A 17,630-nucleotide genomic window follows, 5' to 3' on the forward strand; every position below is an offset into this window, starting at 1 on the left:
GGCGTACTGTTAAAATATGCTTGCTTCCATCATCAGGATGAGCGAAATACCGGCTGCCGCGCTGGAGAGCACCATGATCCAGTCGCGTTTCTTGGCCCGGAACACCGTCATGATCAGGAAACCCGCGACTAAAAGAATGCCCACGATCAGCAACTGCCCCAGCTCAATGCCGATGTTAAAGGCTAAGAGCTGCTGCCATATATCGCCGTTGCGGCCCAGCATCTGGCGCAGGAAGTTAGAGAAGCCCATGCCATGGATCAGGCCGAAGAACACCGCCATCAGGTTGTGCAGCGACAGGATCGTGCGCTGCTTACTGGCTGCCCCCTTCAGCTTGAAAAAGTTGGTGACGCAGGTAAAAAGTATGGTGACAGGTATAAGGAACTCAATCAGGGCCGAATCGAACCGGATGATATTAAACGTAGCCAGCGCCAGCGTAATGCTATGCCCAATGGTAAAGCTTGTTACCAGGGCCAGCACCTTTTTCCAGTCCTGCAAAGTATAAATGGCGCTCAGGGCCAGCAGGAACAGCATATGGTCGTAGGCTTTAAAGTCGAAAATGTGATGGAAGCCCAGCTCTATGTAAGTGTAAAAGGTAGAGGACACCGCGCAGGTATGTTTAAATGTGAATATAGCTAAGTGGCAAATTACGCATCTGCGGCTAAACATGCAATGCTGTGCCGGGCAGCAGCAGCAGGAATGGCAGGTAAATCGACGAATTGGTGGATTTGTTCTATAAGTTGAGAGGGTAGGGGTGAATGACAATGCCCGCTGGCGCGGGATTACAGCCCATGCTTTTTTATACTTGCTCCCGATATACTTTCTGAGTCATTGCTTACTATCCGCTAGCGCGAGCTTATAGCTCGTGCTTTCCCTATTGCTACTGCTTTCTTCAGCTTGAGGCAAACTATCCTTTCTAGCTACCGTTCATCCTCCAGCCCCACAAGCCTACTGTTTCATTTCTTTCTTTGGCTCCCTCCAGGCCGGGAGGGCTCGTCCTTGGGCATCGCGCTGTCTACATTTCCTTTGCTGTCGCAATGCCTTCGGCACCAGAAATCTAGAAGGCGCTCAACCCAAAGACTGGGTTCTAGTTCGATAGCCACTGCCTTTGCTGTGGAACAAGTATAGCTCCCCTCCTTGGACTACCGAGAACGCGAGTTCGAAGGTAGCGAGCGTAGCGCTGAGGGGCAGGGGTGGTTGGAGCCGGCACTGCACAAATTTATACATGCTGCAGCAGAAGCGCTCTGAATGCTGCAGCAGGGGCGTCCCAGAAAGGATGTTGGGCACAAGATTGGTTTTGCACCAGTTGGATAGTGCTTCTCATACTTTAAACAACTGTTCCCGTACCTATACTTCCTTCCCAGGATTTTATACCTTTAACAGAAACATCATCCTTAAGGCTACCTAACATGCACAAGCCCTTTAACCTTAACCCCCGAAAGCTGGTAAACAGAACAGTGTTGGCCCTGGCCAGCGTATCGCTGGTGCTGGCTGGCTGTAACCAAACAACGGAACAGCAAAGCGCAACTACTACAGAGACACCGGAACCTGAGACCATGAAAACGACCATGCTATACGTGGGCACTTATGCCAAACCCGATGACGAAAGTATACACCTGTACAGCCTGAACCCGGAAACAGGGGAGCTGATGCGTGTGAGTGGCTTCAAGGCAGGCGAAAACCCCTCCTACCTGGCTCTGGACGGGAATTACCTGTACGCGGTAAACGAAACGCAGGAGTTTGAGGGCAGGAAAAGCGGTGCCGTGAGTGCCTTTGCGGTAGAGGAAGACGGAAAGAAACTGAGCCTGCTGAACCGCATGCCGTCGGAGGGAGGGGCGCCTTGTTACATCTCAGTGGTAGACAACACGGTACTGGTGGCCAACTATGTGGGCGGTAACGTGGCGGCGCTGCCTCTCCAGGAAAACGGGCAGTTGGGCCAACCAAGCATGGTGCAGCACAACGGCGCCGGGCCAAACAAAGAGCGGCAGCAGGGGCCACATGCCCACTTTATTGCCCCATCGCCGGATGGCAAGTATAGCTTTGCTGTGGATCTGGGGACAGACAAAGTGCTTGGGTATAAGGTGGAGAACGGAAAGCTGGTGCAGAACAGCCCGGAGGAGGCGTATGCCTCTAAGCCTGGCTCAGGACCGCGCCACATGGCCTTCCACCCGAACGGAAAGCATGCCTACCTGGTGCATGAGCTCAACTCTACCATGACTGCCCTGGCTTACGATGCAGGCAAGGGTACTTTCACAGAGATACAAACTGTTACTACGCTTCCGGCAGATTATGAGGAGGACAACTATCCTGCGGCCGTGAAGGTGTCGCCGGACGGCAAGTTCCTCTATGGCTCTAACCGCGGGCACAACAGCGTGGTGGTATATGCTATTGAGGAGGGAACGGGCAGGCTGACACTGGTGCAGCACGTAAGCACAGGCGGCGACTGGCCCCGCGATTTCGCTATTGATCCGTCCGGAAGTATCCTTCTGGTGGCCAATGAGCGCTCCAACAACATCACCTCCTTTAAGATAGACAAAGCCACGGGTAAGCTAACGGCCACAAGCCACGAGGCGCAGGTGCAGAAGCCGGTAAACATTGTATTTAAAGATAAATAAAGTATAAGCGCCATGCTGGAGATACTGCCCCAAACCCATGATGACATGCTGGCCGTGCGGGTGAGCGGGGAGCTGACCAACGAAGATTTTGATGCGTACCGCGAGCTGATCCGGGATAGGATGAAGAAGTATGGCGCCGCCCGCCTATACTATGAAATGGTGAACCTGAGTTGGGTGAAGCCTGGCGCCGCTCTGGAAAATGCACTGTTCGACCTGGTGCACGGCCGCGAGTATGACCGTGTGGCCATGGTGGGTGATAAAATGTGGCAGAAATGGGCGGCTAACCTGATCAGCCCCGTAAAAAAGAAGGGCGTGCGCTACTTCGACCTGCACGAGCGGGAGCAGGCCATGAAGTGGGTGCAGACGGGGGAGGAGTAAAGCCCTGGCTTTTTGGGTGGCCATTGGCTGGCGCCACCTTATTGTGGCAAGGCCTCTGCACGCACCTTCTGGAAGAACAGCAGGTGGTACTCTAAAGCATTGCCCCAGTAGCTCCACGTATGGGCGCCCGGGCGTTCTATGTACTCGTGCGGCACCTTCTCGTACACCAGGCGGCGGTGCAGCTCACGGTTATCCTCAATCAAAAAATCATCCACGCCACAATCAATCATAAATTTAACGCCACTGGCTTTGAGCTGCGGCACCATGTGCACCACAGAGCTTTGGCGGAACAGCTCCCGGTTCTCCGGCTTCGGCCCCAGCACTGCTTCTATACTCTGCAGGAACTTCTCCTGCTCAATGCCTGTCACGTTCAGGGCGCCGCTCATGCTGCCGGCGGCCAGGTACAGCTCGGGGTAGCGGGCCGAGAGGTAAAGTGCGCCGTGCCCGCCCATGCTCAGGCCGGAGATAAAGCGCCCGCTCTTGTCGGTGATGGTTTTATACTTGTTTTCTACCTCCTGCCGCAGCTCCTGGGTAATGTAAGTCTCGTACTGGCTGCTTTTGTCCACGGGGCTATCGTAGTACCAGCTGCTGTAGCCACCCTCCGGCGTCACAATAATGAGTTGGTATTTGTCAGCCATTTGCTGGAGCAGGTCTTTTTGCGGCGGGGTTTTCAACCAATTACTGAAGTTGCCGCTGTAGCCGTGCAGCAGGTACAGCACCGGGTAAGGGCCGCTCTTTTTCTTGCCGTGCCCGTCTGGGGTCACCACGCCTGCCTTCAGTACCTTCTGCATGGAAGGGCTTTGGATGGCCAGGGTGTCTACCTTAGCCTGTGCGGCAAGTATGGAGAGACTGAGGAGAAGGAGGAACGTATAGAATCTTTTTTGCATGGCTCTAAAAGTATAGCTTTCGCAAAGTATAGAATTTAAGGGAGAAATGGTAGAGGTGGTTTTGCCCATCATAGGGTTGAGCCAGGCACAGCTTCGAAAACACAAAACCCCGCCACTCCAACGGAATAGCGGGGTTTATACTATCAGCTAAACTTAAACTTTACTTATTCTCCTGTCGGGATTTCCACATCCACGTTGTTGAAGCGGATCTCGCCATTATCCATCACGGCCTCTACCACCGCGTCTTTGCTGATCTTACCAGCCAGGATCTCCTTAGAGAGCTGGTTCAGCACCTGGCGCTGGATCACGCGCTTCAGCGGACGGGCACCAAACTGCGGATCGAAGCCCTGCTCGCCCAGGTAGTCCAGCACCTCGTTGGTAGCCACCAGCTGTATACCGGCCTCCTCCAAACGATGCTGAATGTGGCTGAACTGGATGTTGACGATCTTGCGGATGTCCTGGCGGCTCAGCGGACGGAACATCACCAGCTCATCGATACGGTTCAGGAACTCCGGCCTTACCGACTTCTTCAGCAGGTCAAACACCTCCTCCTTCGTTTGCTCAATAATCTCGTCATGGTTCAGCGGCGTCATCTTCTCAAAGTTAGCCTGGATGATGTGCGAGCCGATGTTCGAGGTCATGATGATGATGGTGTTCTTGAAGTTCACCACACGGCCCTTGCTGTCGGTCAGGCGGCCATCGTCGAGCACCTGCAGCAGGATGTTGAACACGTCCGGGTGCGCTTTCTCGATCTCGTCTAAGAGCACAACAGAGTATGGCTTGCGCCGGATGGCTTCCGTCAGCTGACCACCCTCGTCGTAGCCCACGTAGCCCGGAGGCGCACCAATCAGGCGGCTCACGGCGTGGCGTTCCTGGTACTCACTCATGTCGATACGCACCATGGCGTTCTCATCGTTGAACAGGTAATCGGCCAGCGCCTTGGCTAACTCGGTTTTACCCACACCGGTGGTACCCAGGAAGATGAATGAACCGATCGGGCGTTTGGGGTCCTGCATACCGGCGCGGCTTCGGCGCACGGCGTCAGAAATAGCCTCAATGGCTTCCTCCTGACCGGCCACACGTCTACCCAGCTCCTGCTCCAGGTGCAACAGCTTTTCGCGGTCGCTCTGCAGCATTTTACTTACCGGGATGCCTGTCCACTTGGCTACCACTTCGGCAATGTCCTCAGCGTTTACCTCCTCCTTCAGCATCGGGTTCTCGCCCTGCATCTCGCGCACCTGCTCCTGCAGCTGCTTCAGGTGGGCCTCCGCTTCCTGGATCTTGCCGTAGCGCAGCTCCGCCACACGGCCATAGTCACCGCTGCGCTCTGCCTGTTCGGCCTCTAGCTTGTAGTTCTCGATGTTCTCCTTCTCTTTCTGGATGCCCTCAATAATCTGCTTCTCGTTTTGCCACTTAGCCTTCAGATCATCGCGCTTGCCGCTCAGGTCGGCAATCTCTTTGGAGAGCGTAGCCTCTTTGTCCTTGTCATTCTCCCGGCGGATGGCCTCGCGCTCAATCTCCAGCTGCATGATGCGGCGCTGCAGCTCATCCAGCTCCACCGGCAAGGAGTCGATCTCGATGCGTAGCTTGGCGGCCGCCTCGTCCATGAGGTCAATGGCCTTGTCTGGCAAAAAGCGGTCGGAAATGTAGCGGTTCGACAGCTCCACAGCAGCTATGATCGCATCGTCCTTGATACGCACCCCGTGGTGTACCTCATACTTGTCCTTGATACCGCGCAGGATAGAGATGGCATCCGGCACGCTTGGCTCGTCTACCATTACCGCCTGGAAACGACGCTCCAGCGCTTTATCCTTCTCAATATACTTCTGGTACTCCTTTAGCGTGGTAGCACCGATGGCGTGCAGCTCGCCACGCGCCAGGGCTGGTTTCAGCAGGTTGGCGGCGTCCATGGCACTGTCTCCGCCTGCGCCGGCACCGATCAGGGTATGGATCTCGTCGATGAAGAGGATAATCTCGCCCTCGGCATCGGTTACTTCTTTAATTACGGCCTTCAGGCGCTCCTCGAACTCGCCCTTATACTTAGCGCCTGCCACCAGCAAGCCCATGTCCAGGCTCATCAGCGTCTTGTTTTTCAGGTTCTCCGGCACGTCGCCAGAAACCATGCGCTGGGCCAGGCCTTCCACGATGGCGGTTTTACCCACACCGGGCTCACCTAGCAGCACCGGGTTGTTCTTGGTGCGGCGGCTCAGGATCTGCAGCACGCGGCGAATCTCTTCGTCGCGGCCAATCACCGGGTCAATCTTGCCGCTGCGGGCCAGTTCATTCAGGTTGCGGGCGTAGCGCTTCAGCGAGTTATACTTGGCCTCCGCGTTCTGGTCGGTCACCTTGGCCCCGCCACGCAGTTCCTTGATGGCCTTTTTCAGATCCTTTTCATTGAAGCCCACATCCTTCATCAGGCCAGCTACCTTGTCGCGGCCTGCCAGGATGCCCAGCAGCATGTGCTCGATGGCCACATACTCATCACCGAACTCCTTCAGGTAAGAAGTGGCTTTCTGTAAGGCTGCCGCGGCATCATTGGCCAGGTACGGACTGCCGCCGCTTACTTTCGGGTAAGCCGCCACAATCTCGTCCAGCTTGCTGTGCAGGATGTTGCCGTTAATATTCAGTTTCTGGAGCAGGAAGTTGGTGACGTTCTCGTCTGTCTCCAGTATGGCTTTTAGAATATGCCCGGTCTCGATCGCCTGCTGCTGGTTGCCGCCTGCAATCTCGGTGGCCTTTTGGATGGCCTCCTGGGCTTTGATGGTATAGTTATTAAAATTCATATGTCTTTGTCTGTTTCCTTAGTTTTAGTTCTACGAGCAGTATAGCAAAGGATACACCAGTAGCACTTTTAGGTGGTGAAACTGTAATTATGTCAGGCAGAGAAGGGGTAATTTGAGAAGATTCGGACAAATTGACGGGATTGTAGTGGTGTTTGCAAACGCTATGAGGTCTTTTGAGCAGGCGTTACACCTCATCATCTTCTATAAGGGGAGTGATGCTGTTGAAATCAGCGGCATTAACTTCGTGAAACTTTCTGTACCAGTCTCTGCCTCCAAACCACTCTAATACATTATCTCGCTGCAGCAGTGTTCTACTTTTGGACAATAGGCTATGGTATGATGAGTAAGGCCAATCGCTGAAGTCAGCGATCAGGCCGTGATGCTGTGGGTTAAAGTGGATGTAGTAAATCAGCCTTGTAAAGTATACTTCAGATATGACCTCCTTTCGCCGGAACCGTTCTTGAAACAAGCTGCCTGTGCGGTTGTACCGCTTATTGATCGCTTTGGAATAGGCATTAAACAAGTGGGAGAATTGACGCTGAAGGTTAATATGTAGGAGGCCTTCATCTTCTGTTGATCGGATAGTTAGCTGCTCTTCAGCTTTAACCTTAATAAGAAAGTGGACATGGTTAGGAAGCAAGCAGTACGCATACGTATCGGCGAAAGGGGATATGTACTTAATGTATAGCTGCAGAAAGTAAAAGTGGTTTTCTGCCTCTTTGAATATACTTTCCTTATTGTTGCCACGCGTGTAAACGTGGTAAAACTTTTCAGGCTCTAAAAATACAGTTTGCTGCATACTGGCCTATACGAAAACCACTGCTCAAAAGACCTCACAGCGTTTGCAAAACCTGAGCGTCTGTGCAAACGGCCTTTCTCCGTAGCCGACAAGACACTCACAGGTCTACAAGACGCTGTGAGGTCTAGCACTACTTCACCTCCCCCTTAAACACCGCCGCATAGTGGTCTGCGAGGCGCGTGGGCTCGGGCAGTTTATACTTGGTGGCGCAGTTTAGGGCAATTTCTGTGGCGGATGCCAGGTCCATGAGGTGGCCGGGCGAAACAAAGACCGGTTTTACGTTATCCTTGGTGCGGAGCACGTTGGCGATAATCTCGCCCTTGTACTCCAGCGGGGCGATAGCGCCTTTGGTGGGAGCGGGCTCTTTATACTTGCCCACCAGCACTTTCTTGGCCACACCCATCGTTGGCTTGTTCAGGTGCAGGCCCAAATGGGTGGCGATGCCCAGGCGGCGGGGGTGCGAGATGCCGTGGCCGTCCACCATGATCAGGTCGGGTTTCTGCTGCAGCTTCTCGTAGGCTTTCAGCAGGTTAGGCGCCTCGCGGAAGGCCAGGAAACCGGGAATATACGGCAGCTCCACCGGGCCGTGGTGCCATACTTTCTCCACCACCTCCAGCTCCGGGTAAGTCAGAAGTATGAACGCAGAGAGTATGGTATCTTCACCAATGAAGGAAGAGTCACAGCCAGCGATCAGCTTCAGGTCAAAGTCCGGCTTCTGGAGGATAATGCGCTCCTGCATCTCGCGCTGCTGCTCAGTGAGGCGCGCAAGTACTTTAGGGTCGGGGGCGGGGTAGTCGAATCTGCGGTAATAGGCCATGGCTACAATTTTGAATGCGTGAAGTTGTGGATGTGTGAGTGAATAATGTGATGTGGTTATACTTTGTGATGCAAGAGGAGTTGTGAAACAGGCCTTGTTGCTTTCCCTCCGGATTGCTCAGATAGTTCGAGAGGATAATCAAAAAGGATTCACTCATTCACACCTTCACGCATTCAAAATTAGATCAGGCGCTGCAGGGCACCCGCAGGTCGGCAAAGAGCAGGTGCCATTGGCCGTTGCGGTAGCCGAAGTGGAAGCGGAAGGAGCTGCCGGTGTGCAGCACCGTAGCCTGCACCTGCTGCTGCATCTCCTGTACCTGTTGGGCCTGCTGCTCGCTTAAGTCGGCGTACTGCCACATGTCGGTACTTTGGAAGCTGGCGGTTTCGAATGTATAGAAGCAGCCGTCTTCGGCAAAACCAGTGGCACCCTGGTCCATGTCCGCACAGTCAAACTCCGGAAAAACGTCCCGCTGCTGTAGCTGGCACTCTTTTACCTGTTGGTTTATACTTATGAAGGGCTGCTGCTGGTACTTCCGCTGCACCTGCTGTATGGTTCTAAAGTGGCTGTAGGCTGGCACCGCTCCCGGCTGCTCTATCAGCCAAAGCCCCTGTTCGGCATCCACAAACTGGTTCAACGCGGCCGTGTCGCCGGCTTGCAGGGCACCGAAGAACCGGCCAAAGGCCTGCTCAAAGCTGGCTGTATCCATTGCCTCAGCTTCCTGAGGCGGCTCCTCTTGTGTGGTTAGCAGCGAATCTATCCGCAGCTTGCCTAGTATGCCGGGCCTGCTGTCGGGGCCGCAGGAACTAAGCAGCAGTAGGAAAGCAAGTATAGACAAAGTATAACGCATGGCTTCAGTAGTTTCCTTTTGCTCCAATACGAAGCGTAACCGCATCCGGTGTATACTTTCTGAACTTTGGGTATGGTGGTTCGTACTTTCAAGTACACAGATGCTCAGATTTTTAGAGTTGATATACGCACACAAGCTATGGCAAACTACACTTTCAACGACAGCGTCCGCATTGAACTGCAGGACGCTACTCTCATCGGCGACCTGGCAATACCGGAGAATGCCTTCGGGTTGATCATTTTCTCGCACGGCAGCGGCAGCAGCCGCCTCAGCAGCCGCAACCGCTTTGTGGCGGAGCACCTGCAGCGGTCTGGCTTTGCCACGCTGCTCTTCGACCTGCTAACCGAAGAGGAGGACCAGGAAACCAGGAACCGCTTTGACATCCCGAAGCTCACCCGCCGCCTGATCGACACCACCTATTGGGTGCAGCAAGACCCGCGCACGCAGGACCTGAACATCGCCTACTTTGGGGCCAGCACCGGAGCCGCCTCTGCCATTGGCGCCGCCGCTGCCGAAGGCCCGGACATTGTGAAAGCGGTAGTGAGCCGCGGTGGCCGCCCGGACCTGGCGGATACCGTGCTGCCAGACCTGATGGTGCCTACGCTACTGATTGTGGGAGGCAAGGATGAGAGTGTGCTGGAGATGAACATCCAGGCACAGAACCAGATGCAATGCATCAAAGACGTGGAGATAGTGCCTGATGCCACCCACCTGTTCGAGGAGCCGGGCGCCCTGGAAATGGCAGCCCAGCTTGCCACCGATTGGTTCCGCAAGTATGTAAAGCCCGAAAAGCAGCAGCCCCTGCGGCAGGACAGGCCTTAGTGCAAGTGTGAATAAGTGAATGCGTGGTGAAGGTGGTAAGAAGTGGCAAGTATGGTGGCGGCGCGTATCCTGCTCCAAGAAACCATGTATGCTAGGCTACAGGCTGCGAATAACGGGTAACAAATAACCGACAACTAAAAACCACTCATTCACGCAATCTCACATTCAAAATTAATCTTGCCATGGACATGATCCGAAACAGGGAGGAGGCAGCGGTACTGCTGGCAGACCGGCTGCAGCAGTACAAGGGCGAGCAGGGCGTGGTGCTGGCCATTCCGCGGGGTGGGGTGCCGGTGGCGGCACCCATTGCAAAAAAACTGGGCATGCCGCTAGAGGTGACGGTGTCTAAAAAGATCGGCCACCCCATGAACCCCGAGTTCGCCATAGGTGCCGTGAGTATGGACAGCTATACGTACGATCAGCGCCCGGACGTGCCGCAGGGCTACGTGGAGGCGGAGGTGAGGCGTATTAGAGAAAGCCTGCGGCAGAAGTACCAGCTGTTTATGGGCAACCGCCAGCACATCCCCTTCAAAAACCGCGTGGTGATTATCGTAGACGATGGCATTGCCACCGGCAAAACGCTGGAAGCCACCGTGCAGCTAGTTAAAAAAGAGCAGCCGCGCAAGGTGGTGGTAGCCGTGCCGGTGGCGCCGCCTGCGGCCGCTGACCGGTTCGCAGGTATGGTGGATGAGTTCGTGTGCCTGCTCACCCCGCCGTTCTTCCAGGCCGTGGGCCAGTTCTACGAGCAGTTTACCCAAACCTCTGACCAGGAGGTGATACACCTGCTGCAGGAGCAGGATAAAGTATAGTTAGCGCTCCAGCACGAATTTAGAGGAATATACTTTATCTCCGGCCACGACACGCACCAGGTAGATGCCCGCCCCGTGCAGCTCTTCCGTCAGGATTCTGGTGCTGAAGATGCCGTTATTGCCCGGCAGGTTCTCCAGTTTGTGCACCAGCTTGCCTTCCTTGGTATAAACATGCACCTGAGCCACTTCTGTAGATTGGTGATGCTGCAGGTGTACCGTTACATGCTGGCCACGGCTGCTGGTAGGGTATACCATGAGCGACTGTGACCGCGCCTTTACCTGTACCTGCACCACCTTCGATATATGGCTCGTCCCGTCCGTATCCACCTGCTTTAGCCTGTAGTATAGCGTGCCCGCCGTGGCCGCAGAATCGGTGTATGTGTAGCTTTGCGGTACCACGGTCGTGCCCGCACCTTTTATTCTGGCAACCTCTTCAAAATCTTCACCTGTCTGTGAGCGCTGCACTTCAAAATAGGCGTTATTTGTCTCGGAGGCCGTCTGCCACTCCAGCAGGACGCCTCCTTGAAGTGTACTGCGGGCATTGAAGGCGGAGAGTTCCACGGGGAGCGGTACGATTACCTCGTTCATGATGGCCTGTAACCAGCGCTTGGCCATTTTCTCTTCCCCGCTGGCATTGGGGTGGATGCCGTCCCAGGTGTCGGCGCCAGGCGTAGGGTCGAAGTCGGCATACTGGTCTACCACTATAACCGGCGACTGTGCGGTGTTCAGCCTGTCTGCCAGCACCGGAATCTGCGCGTTAAAGTTCTTTAGCCTCTCAATGGTGTTAGGGCCCACCTTGTTGTAGTACATGGGTATGAGCTGCGCCATTAGAATGGTGGCGTCTGGGTTCTTTTTCCTGATCTCCCGGATAACAGCCTCTAGTTCTGCGATTGTCTCCTCAACAGGCTGCTCCTGCATCACGTCGTTGGAACCCAGGTGTAGCAGCACCACATCCGGGGAGTAGTCGCGCAGCCACTCCTTCAAGCGGCCAGCCTGGCGGTTTCTATCACTGCCGTGCAAGATCTCGTCGGCACGCCAGCCCCAGTGGCCTTCGTTGCGGTTGGTGAAGATCTCGCCTTTGTATACTTCCCCCTTCACAGCCGGGGCACCCCCTTCATTTACGTCATGCGACCCTACAAACTCAACATCAACCTCCGCATCTACAAGCTTTTTCCACAGCCTGTACTTGTACCCCGGGTGCTCCAGGTTTCCCTGTGTAATAGAGTTGCCCAGCGGCATGATCTTAAGCTGCGCAGCAGCCGGCAAAACCAAAATAGCAAAACAGAAGGCAAGCAGTAACCGGAGGGTGCTTAAGCAAAGCAAAGTATAAATTGTACTCATAAAATGTAAAAACAGGTAAGCTATAACTAAGCTATCAGAGACGGTTGCAGCCGATGGCCGTTGCTGCCGATGGGTAAAATTACCGTGAAGGTACCGCTGAGGCGGGGGAGTGGAAGGAAGCAAGGGGTGAGTGGTTGTAAAACCTAACGCTAGGTGGCGTAACAATCGGTGTCCGGCTCACATTTTCGGGGTTTCAAAGTATAACTTTTCTGCTGGGCTTTAGTTGTATCAGCTAAACCGAGGGGCGTCCCGTAAAGTAGTGCGGGCCTTGGGCAGTTAGTAAGGCAGGAATGCTGTGCAGAGCTTAGCCTATATCAAAAAGACTCTTATATTTGCTATTAGAACCTGTTTATACTTCTCCGCACTGGTGGGGCAAGAATTTTAAAACTAAGATTGAAATGACGACAAAAGCATCAAGAATCATCTATACCATTACCGATGAGGCTCCTGCGTTGGCAACACGTTCGTTCCTGCCAATTGTACAGGCTTTCACAAAAGCGGCCGATATCGAAGTAGAGACAAGAGATATTTCCCTTGCCGGCCGTATCATCGCCGCTTTTCCGGAGAACCTGACCGAGGAGCAGAAGCAGTCGGATGACCTGGCGTACCTGGGCGAGCTGGCCAAGACGCCAGAGGCGAACATCATCAAGCTGCCCAACATCAGCGCCTCTATTCCGCAGTTGAATGCGGCCATCAAAGAGCTGCAGGCACAGGGGTATAACATCCCGAACTATCCTTCTGAGCCTAAAACAGAGGAAGAAAAAGACATCAAAGCCCGTTACGCGAAGATTCTGGGTAGCGCGGTAAACCCTGTGTTGCGCGAAGGTAACTCGGACCGCCGCGTGGCAGATGCCGTGAAGCAGTATGCCAAGAGCCACCCGCACTCGATGGGCGCCTGGTCATCAGACTCTAAAACTCGCGTGGCCCACATGACGGAAGGCGACTTCTACGGCAGCGAGAAATCTGTAGTGGCTGATAAGGCGACAGATGTGCGCATCGAGTTTGTGGGTGCCAACGGAGAGACAAAAGTGCTGAAAGAGAAAGTGGCGCTGAAGGAAGGCGAAGTGATGGACTCCTCTGTGATGCATGTTGCCGAGCTAAATGCCTTCTTTGAGAAAGCGATTGCCGAGGCGAAGGAAGATAACATCCTGCTGTCGCTGCACCTGAAAGCCACCATGATGAAGGTGTCTGACCCTATTATGTTCGGCCACGCGGTGAAGGTGTTCTTCAAAGACACGTTTGCCAAGCATGCTGCTACCTTCAAAGAGCTTGGTGTTGACCCGAACAACGGTTTAGGCGACGTTTACAATAAAATCCAAAGCCTGCCGGAAGAGAAGCGTGCCGAAATTGAGGCTGATCTGAAAGCGGAGATGGAGAAGCGCCCGGAGCTGGCGATGGTAAACTCTGACAAAGGTATCACCAACCTGCATGTGCCAAGCGATGTGATCATCGACGCGTCTATGCCTGCGGCTATCCGTTCTTCGGGCAAAATGTGGGGCCCGGATGGCAAACTGCACGACACCGTAGCCATTATCCCTGACCGTTCTTACGCCGGCATCTACCAGGAAGTGATCCAGTTCAACAAAGAGAACGGCGCTTTCGACCCAACTACGATGGGTACTGTTCCGAACATCGGTTTGATGGCCCAAAAGGCGGAAGAGTATGGCTCGCACGACAAGACCTTCGAAATGACTGAGGCTGGTGCGGTGCGTATCGTTGACGCGAATGGTAACGTGCTGATGGAGCAGGAGGTAGAGAAAGGAGATATCTTCAGAGCTTGCCAGACAAAAGACGTAGCCATTCAGGATTGGGTGAAGCTAGCCGTAACAAGAGCCCGCATCACCAACACACCGGCCATTTTCTGGCTGGATCCGCAGCGCGCGCACGACGCGAACCTGATCAAAAAAGTAGAGCGTTACCTGCAGGACCACGATACCAACGGCCTTGAGATCAAGATCATGTCGCCGGTAGAGGCGATGCGCTATACATGCGAGCGTGCCAAAGCTGGTAAAGATACCATCTCGGTAACCGGTAACGTACTCCGCGACTACCTGACTGACCTGTTCCCGATCCTGGAGCTGGGTACAAGTGCGAAAATGCTTTCTATCGTTCCGTTGCTGGATGGCGGTGGCCTGTTCGAAACAGGTGCCGGTGGATCTGCACCGAAGCACGTTGAGCAGTTTGTAGAAGAAAACTACCTGCGCTGGGATTCACTTGGTGAGTTCCTGGCCCTTGCTGTATCGCTGGAAGATCTTGCTTACAAAACCAAGAACGAGAAGGCTGAAGTGTTGGCAGAAGCCCTGAACAAAGCCAACGCTGAGTTCCTGGAGAAAGACAAATCACCAGCGCGTAAAGTAGGTGGCATCGACAACCGCGGCAGCCACTTCTACCTGGCTATGTACTGGGCTCAGGCACTTGCCGAGCAGAACAAGAACCAGGAGCTGAAAGACAGATTCTCTGGCCTGGCAAAAGAGTTAACCGACAACGAGCAGAAGATCGTGGACGAGCAGATCGCCGCACAAGGCAAGCCGGTTGAGATCGGCGGGTACTACCACCCGGACGAAGAGAAGACCAGCAAAGCCATGCGCCCAAGCGAAACGCTGAACGCTGCATTGAATAACTTCTAAATAGAAGTATAAAGTATAAAAAGGAAAGGCTGCCTGATCTCTCAGGCAGCCTTTCCTTTTTATACTTTATTTTTAGTCCTTATGCTATTCCGCGTTAGTGCCAATATTTCCCTGCGCAACATAAACCTCCAGTTGCTCCGGACTTAGGTGCACATTTACGTGGCCGTCGTAGTGTAACACATCTTCATAACCGAAAGGGGTGCCGTCGTCAAGTTCTGCCACATTCGTCATGCTCATGCCAGTGGTGCCATTTACCGGGTTGAAGGTGAATACAATACCGCCGCCTTCCTCAACTGAGTTCATGTGGATATGGGCAGGATGCACGCCTCCTTCAGGGGTGCCTTCCAGCATGATGGTGGCTAAAGCCTCCCCATTCTTTCGCTCTTCAAATGTGACAGAGCCGCTTATACCTGGTACAGCCGCTTCTTCCAACTCATACTCCGTGGATTCTCCCGTCAGCTCATTCTGGCCAATGTCGGCTTGCGCCACTATCACGTCCAGCTGGTCCTGGCTCAGGTGCACGTTCAGATGGCCATCGTACTCCATCAGGTCTTCAAAAGAAACAGCGTTGCCTTCGTCATCTCTTTGCACAATAGTAGTGCTGGTGCCCGTAGTGCCGTTAACCGGGTTTAGCGAAATAACAATAGGGCCTCCTTCGGCAGCTGTGTTGGCATGAATGTGTGCCGGATGGACTCCTCCTACAGGTGTTCCTGACAAAACTATGGTGATGGATGTAGTTCTGTCGTTTATTCTAACAAAAGTAGCAGTGCCCTCTATGTCAGGATCTGCTACCGATTTCAGGTCATATACCTTCGTGTCAGGGAAAGGTACCGGGGAATCGTCATCGTCCTTACAGCCGGTAAAGACAACAGTGCTAAGCACCAATAATAGTGCAAAGACATTGATTTTGGAAAGGCTGTTTAACATAGGCTTTACATTTAAGTTGATAAAATATGGTAATAATGGTACTGTTTTGCTTTAACTTGTTGATTTTCATTATGTTTTCTGTTTTTTGTAAGGGAGGTTGAAAACAGAGCCAGCGGTACAGGAACGGCTTTAAGCAGAATCGCCACAAGAGTGCCTTCCGGGAGCGGTTCTAACTGTATCTATATATAAATCGTTTGATAGGCGCGCAGATGGCGTGCGCCCTTTAAGGTGCTGGTAGCAAAGGGCTAGGCGCTGGAGTTGAGAGGAGGCGCAGCCGCCGTTTCCGTGAGCAGTAACCTTTCCGGCTCAATCCGGTTTCAATTTAAAAATGAGAAGCTGCTATGGCAAATACCAAACTTACCAACTCCTCACAGGCAACTATAGTATTGGCCGGAGCCACCGGAGATTTAGGCGGACGTATTGCGCAGGCGCTTCTTGAGCGAGGGGCTCACCTGAGGGTGCTGGTCCGCCGCAGCAGTGACAGGAGCAAGGTTGACGCGTTGCAAAAAGCGGGGGCTACTATCTATGAGGTAGACTACCATGATGCCACTGCATTGGCCAAGGCCTGTGAGGGCGCAAACTGTGTGGTTTCTGCTTTGTCGGGGCTGCATTATGTAATGGTAGGCATACAGGCCTTGATACTAAATGCAGCGGTGGCAGCCGGTGTCCCACGTTTTATTCCTTCTGATTTTGCCATTGACTTCACCAAACTCCCGCACGGTAACAACCGCAACCTGGATTTCCGGCAGGAATTTAAAGAACGCCTAGACAGGGCGCCCATTGCCGCGACCTCTGTTTTAAATGGCATGTTCACTGATTTGCTCACCGGGGAGGCGCCCATTGTCCTTTTCCCGCTGAAAAGGGTGATGTACTATGGTAGTGCCGACCAACTGATGGACTTTACGACGATTCAAAACACTTCGGAGTACACAGCCGCCGCGGCTCTTGACCCGACCACACCACGTTACCTGCGCATTGCTGGCGATGTGCTGAGTGCCAAGGGGCTCTGTGAGGCAGCTAGTAAAGCCACAGGCGAGGAATTTAAGCTGCTGCGGGTTGGTGGGTTGGGCCTTTTGAACACACTGATAAAGGTAACGAAGGCTTTAACCCCTCGCAGTAAGGAAGTCTTCCCTGCCTGGCAGGGCATGCAGTACATGCGCGATATGTTTAGCGGGTTGCCAAAGCTAGCGCCATTAGATAACGGCCGTTATCCCGAGATCAGGTGGACAAGTGTAGCCGAAGTGCTGGCAAAGCGGAGTGAGTAACCTACAGGAACGCTATCAAGCGGAAGGACTTCAAAGTCTTCGTATGCCAGATAGGAAAGGTGTCTGTAGCAAATAGAGGCTGTTGTGCTACGAAGCCTTACCTTGCTTTCTAAGCCTCTGCGTTTTAAGGTAGCTATACAGCATGCCTGCCAAACCACCTGCCACAGCGGTATAGCCATAGCCAACCAGGAAGCCGTAGCCTTCGCTTTCTTGGCCCAAAAAGAGGGAGGCTGCAACTGCCAGCATGCCAGATACTAGAAGTAGTGTTGCTTTGGTGTAGTTGATGTTATTTTCCATCGCTGAAACAGTTTACTTGAGGTTATACTTACGGCTCTAGTGCTTTTACTAATATAGGTACATACAGCCAAACTGGTTTTTACTACTAGACAAACACAAAGATTAACCAGACCAAAAAAGAATTTTCCTATAAGTCTGCCTTTTCGGGTAGGTTTAGATCTTTAGGTTTAGTGAAACCGCTTACACCCTCCCTTGAATCTGATCATGTTTCTTAACTGAATAAATATCAAAAGTATAGGTTGTGCTCTGAAAATTTTTGTACTGAATATAACGCATAAGTTCAGACCATAACAAGGCTTGTACAGGAGAAAGGCGCCTTGCTTTGTTCCTGCTGTCGGTGCTGTGAAGGCTTTCTTTCATCTATCCTCTGAAATTTCTGCGTTACCTATCCCCAGACGTTGTTTTGCCGTAACACAAAG

The 17,630-nt window shown here is 53.3% G+C and carries 15 protein-coding genes; 6 read left to right on the forward strand and 9 right to left on the reverse strand.

The window, feature by feature from the left end:
* Nucleotides 1-9: 9 nt before the first annotated feature.
* Complete coding sequence (locus PXG97_RS16595) at nucleotides 10-603, reverse strand: HupE/UreJ family protein (RefSeq protein WP_276498916.1); 594 nt, start codon at nucleotides 601-603, stop codon at nucleotides 10-12.
* Between the two features lie 803 nt (nucleotides 604-1,406).
* On the opposite strand from PXG97_RS16595, the gene PXG97_RS16600 reads away from it, so the two are divergent.
* Both PXG97_RS16600 and PXG97_RS16605 read left to right on the forward strand, forming a co-directional pair.
* Nucleotides 1,407-2,612, forward strand: coding sequence for a lactonase family protein (locus PXG97_RS16600; protein WP_276498917.1), 1,206 nt, complete (start codon nucleotides 1,407-1,409; stop codon nucleotides 2,610-2,612).
* A 12-nt stretch (nucleotides 2,613-2,624) separates the two neighbouring features.
* Nucleotides 2,625-2,990, forward strand: a complete 366-nt coding sequence (locus tag PXG97_RS16605; RefSeq protein ID WP_276498918.1) for a SpoIIAA family protein — start codon at nucleotides 2,625-2,627, stop codon at nucleotides 2,988-2,990.
* A 38-nt stretch (nucleotides 2,991-3,028) separates the two neighbouring features.
* Here PXG97_RS16605 and PXG97_RS16610 read toward each other — a convergent pair whose 3' ends face one another.
* The 5 genes from PXG97_RS16610 to PXG97_RS16630 form a co-directional block, all read right to left on the reverse strand.
* Complete coding sequence (locus PXG97_RS16610) at nucleotides 3,029-3,877, reverse strand: alpha/beta hydrolase (protein WP_276498919.1); 849 nt, start codon at nucleotides 3,875-3,877, stop codon at nucleotides 3,029-3,031.
* A gap of 164 nt (nucleotides 3,878-4,041) precedes the next feature.
* A complete protein-coding gene (gene clpB / locus PXG97_RS16615) occupies nucleotides 4,042-6,660 on the reverse strand; it encodes an ATP-dependent chaperone ClpB (protein WP_276498920.1) in 2,619 nt (872 codons plus the stop codon).
* Between the two features lie 184 nt (nucleotides 6,661-6,844).
* Nucleotides 6,845-7,129 carry a hypothetical protein gene (locus PXG97_RS16620; RefSeq protein WP_276498921.1) on the reverse strand — a complete coding sequence of 95 codons (285 nt, stop codon included), beginning with the start codon at nucleotides 7,127-7,129 and terminating at the stop codon, nucleotides 6,845-6,847.
* 460 nt (nucleotides 7,130-7,589) lie between these two features.
* The gene (nfi, locus tag PXG97_RS16625; RefSeq protein ID WP_276498922.1) at nucleotides 7,590-8,276 is read right to left on the reverse strand and encodes a deoxyribonuclease V; all 687 of its coding nucleotides are present in this window, start codon (nucleotides 8,274-8,276) and stop codon (nucleotides 7,590-7,592) included.
* Between the two features lie 184 nt (nucleotides 8,277-8,460).
* Nucleotides 8,461-9,168 (reverse strand): hypothetical protein, encoded by a 708-nt coding sequence (locus PXG97_RS16630; protein WP_276498923.1) that lies wholly within the window; start codon nucleotides 9,166-9,168, stop codon nucleotides 8,461-8,463.
* Between the two features lie 93 nt (nucleotides 9,169-9,261).
* On the opposite strand from PXG97_RS16630, the gene PXG97_RS16635 reads away from it, so the two are divergent.
* Together PXG97_RS16635 and PXG97_RS16640 are read left to right on the forward strand one after the other, a co-directional pair.
* The gene (locus tag PXG97_RS16635) at nucleotides 9,262-9,945 is read left to right on the forward strand and encodes a dienelactone hydrolase family protein (protein ID WP_276498924.1); all 684 of its coding nucleotides are present in this window, start codon (nucleotides 9,262-9,264) and stop codon (nucleotides 9,943-9,945) included.
* 182 nt (nucleotides 9,946-10,127) lie between these two features.
* Nucleotides 10,128-10,754, forward strand: a complete 627-nt coding sequence (locus PXG97_RS16640) for a phosphoribosyltransferase (protein ID WP_276498925.1) — start codon at nucleotides 10,128-10,130, stop codon at nucleotides 10,752-10,754.
* Here the strand turns inward: PXG97_RS16640 and PXG97_RS16645 are convergent, their stop codons facing one another.
* Nucleotides 10,755-12,020, reverse strand: coding sequence for a GDSL-type esterase/lipase family protein (locus tag PXG97_RS16645; protein WP_276498926.1), 1,266 nt, complete (start codon nucleotides 12,018-12,020; stop codon nucleotides 10,755-10,757).
* A gap of 473 nt (nucleotides 12,021-12,493) precedes the next feature.
* On the opposite strand from PXG97_RS16645, the gene PXG97_RS16650 reads away from it, so the two are divergent.
* The gene (locus PXG97_RS16650; protein WP_276498927.1) at nucleotides 12,494-14,722 is read left to right on the forward strand and encodes an NADP-dependent isocitrate dehydrogenase; all 2,229 of its coding nucleotides are present in this window, start codon (nucleotides 12,494-12,496) and stop codon (nucleotides 14,720-14,722) included.
* An 84-nt stretch (nucleotides 14,723-14,806) separates the two neighbouring features.
* Here PXG97_RS16650 and PXG97_RS16655 read toward each other — a convergent pair whose 3' ends face one another.
* Complete coding sequence (locus tag PXG97_RS16655; protein ID WP_276498928.1) at nucleotides 14,807-15,649, reverse strand: CHRD domain-containing protein; 843 nt, start codon at nucleotides 15,647-15,649, stop codon at nucleotides 14,807-14,809.
* Between the two features lie 341 nt (nucleotides 15,650-15,990).
* Between PXG97_RS16655 and PXG97_RS16660 the strand changes: the two genes are divergently transcribed.
* Nucleotides 15,991-16,914 carry an NmrA family NAD(P)-binding protein gene (locus tag PXG97_RS16660; protein WP_276498929.1) on the forward strand — a complete coding sequence of 308 codons (924 nt, stop codon included), beginning with the start codon at nucleotides 15,991-15,993 and terminating at the stop codon, nucleotides 16,912-16,914.
* Between the two features lie 87 nt (nucleotides 16,915-17,001).
* On the opposite strand, the gene PXG97_RS16665 is transcribed toward PXG97_RS16660, so the two are convergent.
* Nucleotides 17,002-17,211, reverse strand: a complete 210-nt coding sequence (locus PXG97_RS16665) for a hypothetical protein (protein WP_276498930.1) — start codon at nucleotides 17,209-17,211, stop codon at nucleotides 17,002-17,004.
* Between the last annotated feature and the right edge of the window lie 419 nt (nucleotides 17,212-17,630).

This window comes from Pontibacter litorisediminis, assembly GCF_029360645.1.
In the GTDB taxonomy this organism is placed as follows: Bacteria; Bacteroidota; Bacteroidia; order Cytophagales; family Hymenobacteraceae; genus Pontibacter; species Pontibacter litorisediminis.

Coding starts and splice junctions, on each gene's coding strand:
- clpB (WP_276498920.1), bottom strand. CDS start 6,660: ATGAATTTTAATAACTATACCATCAAAGCCCAGGAGGCCATCCAAAAG.
- PXG97_RS16605 (WP_276498918.1), top strand. CDS start 2,625: ATGCTGGAGATACTGCCCCAAACCCATGATGACATGCTGGCCGTGCGG.
- PXG97_RS16630 (WP_276498923.1), bottom strand. CDS start 9,168: ATGCGGTTACGCTTCGTATTGGAGCAAAAGGAAACTACTGAAGCCATG.
- PXG97_RS16660 (WP_276498929.1), top strand. CDS start 15,991: ATGGCAAATACCAAACTTACCAACTCCTCACAGGCAACTATAGTATTG.
- nfi (WP_276498922.1), bottom strand. CDS start 8,276: ATGGCCTATTACCGCAGATTCGACTACCCCGCCCCCGACCCTAAAGTA.
- PXG97_RS16635 (WP_276498924.1), top strand. CDS start 9,262: ATGGCAAACTACACTTTCAACGACAGCGTCCGCATTGAACTGCAGGAC.
- PXG97_RS16655 (WP_276498928.1), bottom strand. CDS start 15,649: ATGTTAAACAGCCTTTCCAAAATCAATGTCTTTGCACTATTATTGGTG.
- PXG97_RS16640 (WP_276498925.1), top strand. CDS start 10,128: ATGGACATGATCCGAAACAGGGAGGAGGCAGCGGTACTGCTGGCAGAC.
- PXG97_RS16600 (WP_276498917.1), top strand. CDS start 1,407: ATGCACAAGCCCTTTAACCTTAACCCCCGAAAGCTGGTAAACAGAACA.
- PXG97_RS16665 (WP_276498930.1), bottom strand. CDS start 17,211: ATGGAAAATAACATCAACTACACCAAAGCAACACTACTTCTAGTATCT.
- PXG97_RS16650 (WP_276498927.1), top strand. CDS start 12,494: ATGACGACAAAAGCATCAAGAATCATCTATACCATTACCGATGAGGCT.
- PXG97_RS16610 (WP_276498919.1), bottom strand. CDS start 3,877: ATGCAAAAAAGATTCTATACGTTCCTCCTTCTCCTCAGTCTCTCCATA.